The following is a 13,426-nucleotide window of genomic DNA, read 5'->3' as shown; positions in this document are numbered from 1 at the left end:
GCGCCGCGGGGCACCCGGGGAACCCCGGGTCACTGCCGCCGGTTGCCCACCAGGACGGCCAGCAGGTCGGCGGCGGTGGCGGAGGCGTCCAGGAGACCGCCCACGTGCTCCTTGGTGCCCCGGCGCGGCTCCAGGGTGGGCACGCGCTGGAGGGAGTCGTACCCGGGCAGGTCGAAGATGACGGAGTCCCACGAGGCGGCCGCCACCTCGTCCGCGTACTTGGCCAGGCACCGGCCCCGGAAGTAGGCGCGGGTGTCCTCCGGCGGTGCGGTGACGGCCCGGGCCACCGCCGCCTCGTCCACCAGGCGCCGCATCCGTCCGCGCGCGGCCAGGCGGTTGTAGATGCCCTTGTCCTCGCGCACGTCGGAGTACTGGAGGTCCACCAGATGCAGACGGGGATGGGACCAGTCCAGCCCGTCCCGGGACCGGTAGCCCTCCAGGACCTTGAGCTTGGCGACCCAGTCGAGTTCGGTGGCCAGGTCCATCGGGTCGACGGCCAACCGGGACAGGACCGACTCCCAGCGGTCGAGCACGTCGGCGGTGTCGGGGTCCACGTCGGTGCCGAAGCGGTCCTCCACGTACTTGCGCGCCTGGTCCAGGTACTCGCCCTGGAGCTCCAGCGCGGTCATCCGGCGCCCGTCCCGCAGTCGGACCCGGTGGGTCAGCCCCGGGTCGTGGGAGACCTCCCGCAGGTCGGCCACCGGTGTCTCCAGGGACAGGTCGGCGCTGAGGAAGCCGTCCTCGATCATCGACAGCACCAGCGCCGTGGTCCCCAGCTTGAGGTAGGTGGAGACCTCGCTCATGTTGGCGTCGCCGATGATGACGTGCAGGCGCCGGTACTGGTCCGGGTCGGCGTGCGGTTCGTCCCGCGTGTTGATGATGGGGCGCTTCAGGGTGGTCTCCAGACCCACCTCGACCTCGAAGAAGTCCGCCCGCTGGGAGATCTGGAAGCCGCTGCCCTGGCCGTCCGCCCCGATCCCGACCTTACCCGCGCCGCAGATCACCTGCCGGGAGACGAAGAACGGGATGAGGTGCCGGACGATGTCCGCGAAGGGCGTCGACCGGTTCATCAGGTAGTTCTCGTGGCACCCGTACGAGGCGCCCTTGTTGTCGGTGTTGTTCTTGTACAGCTGGATCGGTTCGATGCCCGGGGTGGCACCGGCGCGGGCGGCCGCGTCGGCCATCACCCGCTCCCCCGCCTTGTCCCACAGCACCGCGTCGAGGGGGTTGGTGACCTCCGGCGCCGAGTACTCGGGGTGCGCGTGGTCCACGTACAGCCGCGCGCCGTTGGTGAGGATGACGTTGGCCAGCCCCAGGTCCTCGTCGGTCAGCTGCGTGGGGTCGGCGACCTCGCGCGCCAGGTCGAACCCGCGGGCGTCGCGCAGCGGGTTCTCCTCCTCGAAGTCCCAGCGTGCCTTCCTGGCCCGTGCCGCCGAGGCGGCCAGGTAGGCGTTGACCACCTGGGTGGAGGTGACCATCGCGTTGGCTCCGGGGTTTCCCGGCACGGAGATCCCGTATTCGGTCTCGATACCCATAATCCGCCGCACACTCATGATGAGAGGTTATCCGCCACGGACCTGTCTTGAACGCTTCCGCGCCAATTGTGGCCTAAGCGCCGTCTTCCCGGGCGTTTCCACCGGCGTTCCTTGGGCGTGTCGTCCCAGTTCAGGACGGTTCGGAGTGGATTCTCGAAAAAGCGGACCGGATCCGGTACGGGAGTTCCCGGCCCGGCCCCATTGTGTGGCCCGGCAATCCCGCACCAACGACGGAGCGGGACCCGCCGAATCGTACGCGGGCCCCGCTCCGAGGCGCTCCTACAGGTACTGGCCGGTGTTGGCGACGGTGTCGATGGACCGACCGGAGTCGGCCCCCTTCTTCCCGGTCACGAGCGTCCGGATGTAGACGATGCGCTCGCCCTTCTTGCCCGAGATCCGAGCCCAGTCGTCCGGGTTGGTGGTGTTGGGCAGGTCCTCGTTCTCGCTGAACTCGTCCACGCAGGCCTGGAGCAGGTGCGAGACGCGCAGCCCCTTGGACTGCTGGTCGATGAAGTCCTTGATGGCCATCTTCTTGGCCCGCGAGACGATGTTCTCGATCATCGCGCCGGAGTTGAAGTCCTTGAAGTACAGGACCTCCTTGTCACCGTTGGCGTAGGTGACCTCCAGGAAGCGGTTCTCCTCACCCTCGGTGTACATCCGCTCCACGACCCGCTGGATCATGGCGTCGACCGTGGCCCGGGACGATCCGCCGTGCTCGGCCAGGTCGTCCTCGTGCAGCGGCAGGTCCTCGGTCACGTACTTGCCGAAGATGTCGCGCGCGCCCTCGGCGTCGGGCCGCTCGACCTTGATCTTGACGTCCAGGCGGCCCGGCCGCAGGATCGCCGGGTCGATCATGTCCTCGCGGTTGGAGGCGCCGATCACGATGACGTTCTCCAGCCCCTCCACGCCGTCGATCTCGCTGAGCATCTGCGGGACGATGGTGTTCTCCACGTCGGAGGAGACGCCCGAGCCGCGCACCCGGAAGATCGAGTCCATCTCGTCGAAGAACACGATGACGGGGGTTCCCTCGGAGGCCTTCTCCCGCGCCCGCTGGAAGACCAGGCGGATGTGCCGCTCGGTCTCGCCCACGTACTTGTTGAGCAGCTCCGGGCCCTTGATGTTGAGGAAGAAGCTCTTGCCGACGTCCTTGCCGGTGCGCTCCGCGACCCGCTTGGCCAGCGAGTTGGCGACCGCCTTGGCGATCAGCGTCTTGCCGCACCCGGGCGGGCCGTACAGCAGCACGCCCTTGGGCGGGGTGAGCTGGTGCTCGCGGAAGAGGTCCTTGTGGAGGAAGGGCAGCTCGACCGCGTCGCGGATCATCTCGATCTGGCCGGTCAGGCCACCGATGTCGGTGTAGGAGATGTCGGGGACCTCCTCGAGGATGAGCTCCTCGACCTCCGACTTGGGAATCCGCTCGTACACGTACCCGGAACGGGGTTCGAGCAGCAGGGAGTCGCCCGGTCGGATCGGTTCGTCGCGCAGCGGCTCCGCCAGGCGGACGATCTTCTCGTCGTCGTGGTGCGAGATGACCAGGGCGCGCTCGCCGTCCTCAAGGAGCTCCTTGAGCATGACGACCTCACCGACCGTCTCGAAGGACTCCACCTCGACGACGTTGAACGCCTCGTTGAGCATGACCTCCTGGCCCGGACGCAGGTGGTCCAGGTCCACGGAGGGACTGACGTTGACCCGCATCTTGCGGCCGTTGGTGAAGATCTCGACGGTGTCGTCCTCGCGGGAACCGAGGTAGACACCGAAGCCCGAGGGCGGCTGAGAGAGCCGGTCGACCTCCTCCTTGAGTGCGACGATCTGTTCGCGCGCCTCCTTCAGCGTGGAGACGAGCCGTTCGTTCTGCCCGTTGGCGCCCGCGAGGCTGGCCTGGGCCTCCCGCAGCCGCTCCTCGAGCAGACGCACGTGTCGGGGTGAGTCGGCGAGCTTGCGCCGGACCACGCTGAGTTCCTTCTCCATGTAGGCCACCTGGGCCGTGAGCTCAGCGACTTCACGGTCCCGATCGCCCTGACGCTCGTCCTCGCGTTCGGCCACGTCCGCCACCTCCCTGTAGGAACTACTCGGGAACCTACCTACCCATGCCCGTTTCCTAACCTGTAACCCCGCACGAGTGTCGTGGACCTCTGGTGGGGATCTTGCGTAGAAGCAGGTCACGGTGGTAGCGAAGGGCCCGACGTAATGAGAAAGTAACCTCCGTGGCGGGGCCGGGGCAAGCACCTCCCCGGCCGCGCGACACCCGTGGGCCGCCGGGCGCGCCGCTTTCCGGACACCCTCGAACACGAGGAAGGGGCCCGACCGGATCATCTCCGGAGGGCCCCCGCGCGTCGGGCGCGGCGCGGTGGCTACTCGCCGCCCTCGGCCACCGGCGCGGACTCGGTCTCGGCCGTCGTGGCGGACGCGGGAGCGGCCGCCTTCGCACCGGCGTCCGCCGCCGCCCTTGCGGCCTCGTAGTCCTTGCCGTAGGCACCCTTGGCCGGGCGGCGACGGCGCTCGGGGGCCTCCACCCCGTCGGCCAGACGGCGCGCGACCACGAGGAAGCCCGTGTGGCCGATCATCCGGTGGTCCGGGCGCACGGCCAGGCCCTCCACGTGCCAGGTGCGCAGCATGGTCTCCCAGGAGCGCGGCTCGTAGAAGCGGTCGTCGCCCCGGAGCTCCTCCACCACGCGCGAGAGCTGGGTGGTCGTGGCCACGTAGCAGCACACCAGCCCGCCGGGGATCAGCGCCCGGGCGACCGCGTCCAGGCACTCCCAGGGGGCGAGCATGTCCAGGAAGACCCGGTCCACGTCGGTCTCGTCGAGCTCCTCGACCAGGTCGCCCACGGTGAGCCGCCACGCCGGGTGCGGGCCGCCGTAGAAGCTCTCGACGTTCTTGCGGGCGATCTTGGCGAAGTCCTCGCGGCGCTCGTAGGAGTGGACCATGCCCTGCTCCCCGACCGCGCGCAGCAGCCAGTTGGACATGGCGCCGGAACCGGCTCCGGCCTCCACCACCCGGGCGCCCGGGAAGATGTCGGCCTCGACCATGACCTGGGCCGCGTCCTTGGGGTAGACGATGGTGGCGCCGCGCTTCATGGAGAGCGTGTAGTCGATGAGCAGGGGGCGCAGCGCCACGTAGGCCGTGCCGGTGTTGGAGCGCACCACGCTGCCGTCGGGCTCACCGATGAGGTCGTCGTGCTCGACCTTGCCCTTGTGCGAGTGGAAGGTCCCACCCTCGCGCAGTGTGATGGTGTGCATGCGACCCTTCGGGTCGGTCAGCTGCACGGTGTCGCCGTCGGTGAAGGGGCCGCGGCGGCCATGGATACCGGTCAACGTCGCTCTCGTCTTCCCACGTCGCGTTTGGTCTGGGCAGTCGCCCAGCGTATCGGCCCCCGGGCACCGCGACGAACCGGCGGGCGTTCCGGGCGGGACCGGGCGGGCGTGCGAAAGCCCCGCCCGTTGGGCATCATCAGGCGTGTGGACCCACGTGCCACGCTCATCGGAACACGAGGACCTCGGGAGACACGACCCATGTCACAGCAGACCACGGGCCTGGGAATCGACATCGGTGGCAGCGGGATCAAGGGCGCGCCGGTCGACCTGGGCTCGGGTGAGTTCCTGCGGGACCGCCTGAAGATCCTCACCCCCGACCCCGCGAAACCGGCGGCCGTGGCCGAGATCGTCGCCGAGATCGCCGCGCACTTCCCCGAGACCGAGGGCGCTCCCCTGGGCGTCACCTTCCCCGGGGTGGTCCAGGGCGGGGTCGTGCGCACCTCCGCGAACCTGGACAAGAGCTGGGTCGACACCGACGCCCGCGCTCTGTTCGCGGAGGCCGCGGGCCGACCGGTGCGGGTGCTCAACGACGCCGACGCCGCCGCCCTCGCGGAGAACCGCTACGGCGCGGCCAGGAACGTGGACGGCACCGTCCTGCTCACCACCCTGGGCACGGGCATCGGCACGGCGCTGGTCGTGGACGGCCGCCTGGTGCCCAACACCGAGTTCGGTCATCTGGAGATCGACGGTCACGACGCCGAGTCGCGCGCCTCCTCCGGCGCCAAGGAACGGGAGGGGCTCTCGTACCACGACTGGGCCAAGCACCGGCTCCAGCGCTACTACCGGACCATCGAGGACCTGGTGTGGCCGGACCTGATCGTGGTCGGCGGCGGGGTGAGCCGCAAGGCCGACAAGTTCCTCCACCACCTGCACATCCGGACCCCGATCGTGCCCGCGGAGCTGCGCAACACGGCCGGGATCGTCGGGGCGGCCCTGTCCGCCGCGGAGGTCTAGGGGTCCTCCGCGGCGGACCGTCCGGGGGGGGGTGAGGGGCCCCGGGTCCCGGGGCAGGGCACCGGGACCCCTCAGGGGTGGACACCGCCGTCCTCGCCAGGATCACCGGTCAGGAGGCGTGACCGGCGTGGGCGGTACCGCTTCGGGTGCCGAACGGGTCTGGGGCCCGCGCAGAGGGAGACTGGGGCACGGACACACCCCAGACCCCGTTCCGACACCCGGGACCGTGCGCGTGCACAGCCCGCTCAGGGGTCCGGACGCGGCGGTCGTCCACGTCCGGACGGTCCGTCAGCCGCCCTCCGCCGAGGTGGTCAGGGCGCCGACGATCCTTCGTGCCGCGTCGGAGGTGCGGTCGACCGGGGTGAGCGGGACCCCGTGCAGCTCCGTGGGGAGTCCTTCCTGGCGGGGCCAGCGCATCCACCACCAGAGGTCGCCCCGGTGGGGGCGCAGGAGGGCACGCTGCGGGCGGGTGGCCGGACCGGCGTCCACCACGCCGAACACGCCGTCCTCACGCGCCTCGACCCCGCGCGCCCGGAGTTCGGCGGCCATGCCCCGCAGGGCGAGCGCGGCCAGGTCCACCCGGCACACGGCCTCGGCGGGAGCCTGGGCTCCGAACACGCCCATGGGCGGGGTACCACGATGCTCGCGTCCACTCCCGGCCAGGCTCGGACTCCCCGCCGGTGGTGTCTCAACGGTCACGCGGCCTCCCTGCCTTCCTCACGGGCCCGGCGCGACACGTCGTACGCCGGACCAACGACACACCAACTCTGCACCACCCTGAGCAGCGGTGAGCACCCGTATGCGGATCACGCATCACACTTTCTTTTTCACACATAGCCACCAAGCGCTCACGGAATCCCTAACCTGAGCTGCATGCCCCAACGAGACGGTGAACTGCCCCAGGACCTGTGGACCCGCCCGCGGATGGCCGCCGCCCTGGCCACCTGTGACATGCCGACGGTCATCGAGGGCGTGCGCTCGGCGCGCGGGTGGTCCCAGGGGGAACTGGCCCAGGCACTGACCTACTCGCAGAGCTGGGTCTCCCGGGTCGTCAACGGCCAGCAGTCCCTCACCGTCAGTCAGGTCCACGACCTCGCCCGGCGGTTGGACATCCCGCTCCACCTGCTGCGGTTCGGCGGGGCGGGGGGCGCGGAGGCATCCGGTGTGGAGCGGGGGTCCGGCGCGCTGGACGGCACGCGGGAACCGGACGACGTGGGGACACGGGGGCTGGGCCGGGGCGCGCGCGAGGAGCTCGACGGCACGGGGCGCAACCCCTCCAGACGCCGGGCCCCCGGGCGGAGCGTCGCCACCGGTCCCTCAGCCCTCACGGGCGGGCGCCCCGCGGGTGGATACGAGGGGTACCACGGCATCAACGAGACCACCGCTCCCGCGCTGCGCTCCATCACCGGCGGCCAGCGCCGCATGGACGCCACCTCACCCGCGCGCCACCTGCTGCCCGGCGCCGTCGCGCACGTGCACCTGGCCGAGCGGATGCTCGGCAACGCGCGCGGGACCGCCTTCCACACCGAACTCAGCGCGGCCGCGAGCGAGGCCTCCGGTTTCGCCGCCTGGCTCAGCGCCGACCTCGGAGACATGGGGTCGGCGCGGATGCACTACCGGACCGCGGTGGTCCGGGCCCGTCAGGCCGGGATGCGCCTGCTGGACGTCTACATGCTCGGTTCCCTGGCCGCCTTCGAGATCGACGTCGCGGAGGACCCCGAACTCGGCCTCGGACTGGTCCGGGAGGCCGAGCACGTGCTCGGGCCCACCGCCCACCCCACCGCCCGCGCCTGGCTGGCCTGTATCGGCGCGCTCGCCCACGCGGGACTGGGCGACCGCGTCTCCGCCGCCCGCTCCATCCGGCGCGCCGAGCGCGAGGTGGACAGCCCGGACAACGCCCAGCCGCCCTGGCCGTGGGTGTTCGCCTTCGACCAGGCCAAGGTCGCCGGGTACCGCGCCCTGGTGGGGGTTCGGCTGCGCAGCCCGCACGACGCCCGGGCCGCCTTCGCGGAGGCGGTGGCACCGGCGCCGCGCAACGTCAAGCAGTCGGCGCTGCTCAAGGTCGAACTGGCTTCCGCCCACGCGGAGGCCGGTGACGTGGACGAGGCCTTCCGGCTCGCGCAGGAGGCCCTGACCACCGGCGTGCGCTTCGACTCCGAGCGCGTGGTGGGCAGGGTCCGCTCCTTCCGCAGGCGCTACCAGGGCCCCCGCGCGCACTGCGTCGAGGACCTCGACGACAGGCTTTCCTCACTGGTTACCGGTATCCCCCTGAGTGGGTAGAAAGTCCGGGAAGCGAGCAGCAGGGAGGTCATGTGATTCGTATCGGGATCACCGGACACCGCAACCTGACCCCTGACGTGAGCGGCGCCGTCGCCGGTCTGGTCAGGGCTCACCTGGAACCGTACGGATGCGAGATGGTGGGCCTGTCCTGTCTCGCGGACGGCGCCGACGTCCTCTTCGCCGAGGCCGTGGTGGCCACCGGCGCCCCGCTGGAGGCGATCGTCCCCGCGTCCGGCTACCGTGAGGCGCTCCCGGACGAGCACCACCCGGTGTACGACCGCCTCCTGAAGCAGGCCGTCCTGGTCCACTCCCTGCCGCACGACGAGTCCGACCCCCGCGCCCACATGGCGGCGGGGCGCCTCCTCGTCGAGCGCTGCGACCAACTGGTCGCGGTCTGGGACGGAGAGCCCGCCCGGGGCCCCGGAGGCACCGCCGACGTCGTCGCCTACGCGCACCGGGTGGAGCGCCCCGTGACGGTCCTGTGGCCCGAGGGTGCCCGCCGCTGACCCCTTCCGGGTCCAGGCGCTCCGTCGCACTCGGACCCGGCGGCCCTCCCGCCTACCGTCCTCCGGTGGCCCGTCCGGTGATCACGGCGTTGACGTCCGAGGCCCGCAGCACTCCCAGGATCGCGCCGTCGGCCTCCACGACCAGGTACTCGGGCAGCGGGTACCGGGTGAGCTCCGTCAACAGCTCCTCGCCCTCCAGGTCGGCGGAGACGGTCGAGTGCTCCGTCAGCGCCCGCGCCACGTCCGACACCGGAACCCAGGCCCGGCGCGCGTCGGTGATCGCCTCGGCCGCCGCCGGGTGCACCACGGACAACGGTGTTCCGGCCCCGTCGGTGACCACGACGGACTCCGCTCCGCCCTCCCGGGCGCGGAGGTCGGCCTGGGCCAGCGGGAGGTCGGCCGGGACGGCCACGGCGCGACGGGTGAGCGAGCGCGCCCTCAACCCGGGCACCCGGGCCCGGACGCGCGCGTTGTCGAGCGCCTCCGAGGCGCCCATCCACATGAACCCGGCCAGGACCAGGCCCCACACGATCGCCCACGGCCCGGGGGCGCTCCCCGCGCTCCAGGCGAACAGGAACGGCAGCGCCGCGACGACGAGGGCGAGGACCCGTCCGCCCCAGGCGGCGACCACGCTGCCCGTGTGCGGACGGCCGGTCATCTTCCACACCCCGGCGCGCAGGAGGCGGCCACCGTCCAGTGGAAGCCCCGGCAACAGGTTGAACACGCCCACGAGGAGGTTGGCGATCCACAGCTGGAAGAGCAGTTCGCCGGGCACGCTGAAGGGGTCCGCGAAGTGCGCGAGCACGAACGCGACCGCCGCCAGGACCAGCGACAGCAACGGCCCGGAGAAGGCGATCCAGAACTCCCGGCCCGGGGTGGGCGCCTCCCGGTCGATCTCCGAGACCCCGCCCAGCACGTACAGGACGATGCGGCGCACCGGCAGTCCGTACCAGCGGGCCACCAGCGAGTGGGCCAGTTCGTGCACGAGCACGGAGGCGTAGAGCAGGACCGCGAAGACGAACGCCAGCAGGTAGGCCGAGGGACCCAGTGCCAGACGCGACTGGACGATCCCGCCGTAGACGAGGGTGATCAGGACGGCGACGATCCACCACGACGTGGTGACGTAGACCGGGACCCCGAAGGGGCGGCCCAGCAGTAACCCTGGCTTCTTCCGTTCGCTGTCGTCGGGACGGGGTCGGGACTGGTCACTGCCTCTGCTCACGGCTCCACACTAGGCCCTGTCCCGCCGGGGTCCCCAGCAGGTCGGGGCTGAGCCGCCCCGGTCCGTTCGTGGTGCCTCCGTCCACGGTGTCCCGTCCGCTCCGGGCGGGTGCGCTCCTCTCATAGGCTCGGTGTATGACCATCGCGCCGCTTCCGACCGCCCTCTCCCCCTCCCGGGCCTCGGACTTCCTCCAGTGCCCGCTGCTGTTCCGGTTCCGCACCATCGACCGCCTCCCGGAGGCGCCCAGCGCCGCCGCGCTGCGGGGCACCCTGGTGCACGCCTGCCTGGAGCGCCTGTACGAACTGCCCGCGGACGCCCGCACCCCGCGCACGGCGGAGGGCCTGGTCGAGCCGCAGTGGGCCCGGATCCGGGACGACAAGCCCGAGGTCGCCGAACACCTCTTCCCCGGTGAGGAGGGGCTCGCCGCCTGGCTGGACTCGGCCCGCGCCCTGGTCCGCCGCTACTTCGACCTGGAGGACCCGGAGCGCCTGGAGCCGCGCGAGCGCGAGATGCGCCTGGAGGTCGCGCTCCCCACCGGCCTCCGGTTGCGCGGCTACGTGGACCGCCTGGACGTGGCCCCCGACGGGCAGATGCGGGTGGTCGACTACAAGACCGGCAAGTCGCCGCATCCCCGGTTCGAGGACAAGGCCAAGTTCCAGATCTTCTTCTACGCGGTGATGATCTGGCGCGACCTGGGCGTGGTTCCCGCCCGTCTCCAGCTCGTCTACCTGGGTGACGGCTCGGTGCGCTGGTACGACCCCACGGAGGAGGAGCTCCTGGCGGCGGAGGCGGAGATCGGCGACATCTGGGCGCGGATCGAGGCGGCCGGGCGCGCGGGGAGCTGGGAGCCCAGGCGGAGCAAGCTGTGCGGCTGGTGCGAGCACCAGGCCCTGTGCCCGGAGTTCGGGGGCACCCCGCCGCCGCTGCCGACCGCCTGAGGTCCGGCGCCGACGACCCCGAACACGGGTAGATCGGTGGTGTGGGTCTCCCCGACACGGGTAGTGTGACGCGACTCCGACCCAGATCACGGGTGGGTCACGGCGTTTACGGCCCCGGCGACCGTCGACTTGGGGGAGAATCGGGCCGTGTCCGACTCCGTATCCGTCTCCGTCCTGCTCGCCGACGACCAACCCCTCGTCCGCGCCGGCTTCCGCATGATCCTGGAGTCGTCCCCCCACCTGTCCGTCGTCGGTGAGGCCTCGGACGGCCGTGAGGCCGTGCGCTCGGCCCGGAGCCTGCTCCCCGACGTCGTCCTCATGGACGTCCGCATGCCCGGCGTGGACGGTATCGAGGCCACCCGACGGATCGTCGAGTGGGCCCGCCCGCTCGGCCACCGGGTGCACGTCCTCGCGCTGACCACGTTCGACCTCGACGAGTACGTCGTCGGGGTGCTGCGCGCGGGCGCCTCGGGGTTCCTCCTCAAGGACGCGCCGCCCGCGGAACTCGTCTCGGCGGTCGAGGTGGTCGCCCGGGGCGGTTCCGTGGTCTCCCCCACCGTCCTGCACCGCCTCCTCGACCGCTTCGCCCCCCTCCTTCCGACCCCCGAGCCCGAACCCGAGCCGGAGCGGGACACCCTCACCGCCCGCGAACGCGAGGTGTTCCAGCTCATCGCGCGGGGCTGGTCCAACGGGGAGATCGCCGCGCACCTGGTCGTCGGCGAGACCACCGTCAAGTCCCACGTGGGAAGCATCCTCACCAAGCTCGGCCTGCGCGACCGCGTGCAGGCCGTCGTGCACGCGTACGAGAGCGGCCTGGTCCGCCCCGGACAGCAACCGGAACAGGACGGGGCACGTGACTCGCGTGCCCCGGGTCCCCCGTCCTGAACACCGTCACCGAGCCCCGCGAGCGCCCGAGACCCGGCGCGTCGCCCACCATGACGAAGCACGCCCCTTGACAGGATGATCCGGTGACCGAACTCACCGCCGCCGCCGCGGCCGGAGGGCGAACCGCGCGCACGGGCGCGGCGTCCCCCTTGGGGTTGCCGAGGCAGTACGCCGATCATCTGGGGTGCGGGCGACGGGGAGGAAACGGAGTACAGCCATGCCAAGCAAGCGGGATCGCTCGGGGCCGCCGAGCGAGGAGTTCATGCTCAGCCGGATGCGCGACTGGCGCGCCGAGCACGAACGCGAGCTGACCCCGGACAGCCTGGAGGACGGCGAGGACGTCAGCCTGCCCGACGCCCGGGTGATCAACCTGGTGCTGCGGGTGGGCGAACTGATGCTGGCCAGCGGGGAGGGCACCGAGGCGGTCAGTGAGGCGATGCTGAGCCTGTCGGTCGCCTTCGACCTGCCCCGCTCCGAGGTGTCGGTCACCTTCACCACGATCTCCCTGTCCACCCACCCCGGCGGCGACAGCCACCCGGTCACCGGGGAACGAGTGGTGCGTCGCCGTACCCTCGACTACTTCCGCGTCAACGAGCTGCACACACTGGTCCAGCAGGCGGCGCTGGGGCTGCTGGAGCTGGAGGACGCGAGCGCCCGCCTGGAGCAGATCCGCCGGGCCCGGATGCCCTACCCCAACTGGCTGATCGCGGTCGGTTTCGGACTGATCGCCTCCAGCGCCAGTCTCATGGTGGGCGGTGGCCTGATCGTGGCCGCCGTCGCCTTCCTCGCGACGGTGCTGGGCGACCGCACGTCGGTGTTCCTGGCCAACCGGGGGGTCGCGGAGTTCTACCAGATGTCGGCGGCGGCCGTGGTGGCCTCCTCCATCGGCGTGGGGCTGCTGTGGGTGAGCACCGAACTGGACCTGGGTCTCCAGGCGGGCGCGATCATCACCGGTAACATCATGGCCCTGCTGCCGGGCCGTCCGCTGGTCTCCAGCCTCCAGGACGGGATCAGCGGCAGTTACGTGTCGGCGGCCGCGCGACTGCTGGAGACCTTCTTCATCCTGGGCGCGATCGTGGCGGGCGTGGTCTCGGTGGCCTACACCGCCACCCGTCTGGGTATCGACCTGGACCTGGAGAACCTGCCCTCGGCGGGGACCGCCATGGACGTCCCGGTCCTGATCGGCGCGGCGGGGATCGCCATGGCCTTCGCGATCTCCCTGGCCGTGCCCCCGCGCATGCTGCCCACGATCGGCGCCTTGGGCGTGATGATCTGGCTGATCTACGCGGGTCTGCGCCTGCTCCTGGAGGTGCCGCCGGTGGTCGGGACGATCGTGGGCGCGATGGCGGTGGGCGTGGTCGGCCACTGGCTGGCCCGGCGCACACAGCGACCCGTGCTGCCCTACCTGATCCCCTCCATCGCGCCGCTGCTGCCCGGAAGCATCCTGTACCGGGGTCTGATCGAGATCACGCAGGGAACGGCCGTCTCGGGGCTGCTGAGCATCGCCGAGGCGGTCATGGTGGCGCTGGCGCTGGGCGCCGGGGTCAACCTCGGCGGTGAGCTGGTGCGTGCCTTCCAGCGCGGTGGCCTGGCGGGGGCGGGGATGCGCAGCCGACCGGCGGCACGCCGCACAAGAGGTGGCTACTGAGTGGTGGCGACACCGGCTCCCGGCCGCTGGTACGGGGCCGGTACCGACGATCCGGACGGGAAAAGGTGACCCGGGGCAGAACCGGTCGAGCGTGTGGCGTGTCTCACTTGGCGAGGCCCAACAAGACACGCCGATGAACGTTGTCGA

11 protein-coding genes are annotated in these 13,426 nt (G+C 71.4%); 6 read left to right on the top strand and 5 right to left on the bottom strand.

All coding sequences use genetic code 11. The features are described from left to right. Positions 1-29 precede the first annotated feature (29 nt). From dop to ACFW3L_RS22770, 3 genes are all read right to left on the bottom strand, one after another. Positions 30-1,553 carry a depupylase/deamidase Dop gene (gene dop, locus ACFW3L_RS22780; RefSeq protein ID WP_378743791.1) on the bottom strand — a complete coding sequence of 508 codons (1,524 nt, stop codon included), beginning with the start codon at positions 1,551-1,553 and terminating at the stop codon, positions 30-32. Between the two features lie 261 nt (positions 1,554-1,814). After that, positions 1,815-3,584, bottom strand: a complete 1,770-nt coding sequence (gene arc, locus ACFW3L_RS22775; RefSeq protein ID WP_378743769.1) for a proteasome ATPase — start codon at positions 3,582-3,584, stop codon at positions 1,815-1,817. A gap of 299 nt (positions 3,585-3,883) precedes the next feature. After that, positions 3,884-4,846, bottom strand: a complete 963-nt coding sequence (locus tag ACFW3L_RS22770; RefSeq protein ID WP_378743743.1) for a tRNA (adenine-N1)-methyltransferase — start codon at positions 4,844-4,846, stop codon at positions 3,884-3,886. 198 nt (positions 4,847-5,044) lie between these two features. Here ACFW3L_RS22770 and ppgK point away from each other — a divergent pair, with 198 nt between their 5' ends. Continuing rightward, positions 5,045-5,800, top strand: a complete 756-nt coding sequence (ppgK, locus tag ACFW3L_RS22765; protein WP_378743727.1) for a polyphosphate--glucose phosphotransferase — start codon at positions 5,045-5,047, stop codon at positions 5,798-5,800. Positions 5,801-6,088: 288 nt separating this feature from the next. Here the strand turns inward: ppgK and ACFW3L_RS22760 are convergent, their stop codons facing one another. Then, the gene (locus ACFW3L_RS22760; protein WP_378743712.1) at positions 6,089-6,424 is read right to left on the bottom strand and encodes a hypothetical protein; all 336 of its coding nucleotides are present in this window, start codon (positions 6,422-6,424) and stop codon (positions 6,089-6,091) included. A 300-nt stretch (positions 6,425-6,724) separates the two neighbouring features. On the opposite strand from ACFW3L_RS22760, the gene ACFW3L_RS22755 reads away from it, so the two are divergent. Beyond that, positions 6,725-8,080: a multiprotein-bridging factor 1 family protein gene (locus tag ACFW3L_RS22755; RefSeq protein ID WP_378744375.1), complete on the top strand. Its 1,356-nt coding sequence runs from the start codon at positions 6,725-6,727 to the stop codon at positions 8,078-8,080. 32 nt (positions 8,081-8,112) lie between these two features. After that, positions 8,113-8,586: a hypothetical protein gene (locus ACFW3L_RS22750; RefSeq protein WP_378743705.1), complete on the top strand. Its 474-nt coding sequence runs from the start codon at positions 8,113-8,115 to the stop codon at positions 8,584-8,586. 52 nt (positions 8,587-8,638) lie between these two features. Here ACFW3L_RS22750 and ACFW3L_RS22745 read toward each other — a convergent pair whose 3' ends face one another. Further along, positions 8,639-9,808 carry a site-2 protease family protein gene (locus ACFW3L_RS22745; protein ID WP_378743699.1) on the bottom strand — a complete coding sequence of 390 codons (1,170 nt, stop codon included), beginning with the start codon at positions 9,806-9,808 and terminating at the stop codon, positions 8,639-8,641. A gap of 134 nt (positions 9,809-9,942) precedes the next feature. Between ACFW3L_RS22745 and ACFW3L_RS22740 the strand changes: the two genes are divergently transcribed. The 3 genes from ACFW3L_RS22740 (at position 9,943) to ACFW3L_RS22730 (ending at position 13,279) form a co-directional block, all read left to right on the top strand. Further along, positions 9,943-10,746 carry a RecB family exonuclease gene (locus tag ACFW3L_RS22740; RefSeq protein ID WP_378743692.1) on the top strand — a complete coding sequence of 268 codons (804 nt, stop codon included), beginning with the start codon at positions 9,943-9,945 and terminating at the stop codon, positions 10,744-10,746. A gap of 147 nt (positions 10,747-10,893) precedes the next feature. Next, positions 10,894-11,631: a response regulator gene (locus ACFW3L_RS22735; RefSeq protein ID WP_378743674.1), complete on the top strand. Its 738-nt coding sequence runs from the start codon at positions 10,894-10,896 to the stop codon at positions 11,629-11,631. 217 nt (positions 11,632-11,848) lie between these two features. Next, entirely contained in the window at positions 11,849-13,279 is a 1,431-nt protein-coding gene (locus tag ACFW3L_RS22730; RefSeq protein WP_378743661.1) for a threonine/serine exporter ThrE family protein, read from the top strand. Positions 13,280-13,426 lie beyond the last annotated feature (147 nt).

The organism is Nocardiopsis sp. NPDC058789, from assembly GCF_042745575.1.
GTDB classification, from domain to species: Bacteria; Actinomycetota; Actinomycetes; order Streptosporangiales; family Streptosporangiaceae; genus Nocardiopsis; species Nocardiopsis eucommiae.
This window is presented reverse-complemented; position numbering and strand designations above follow the sequence as displayed.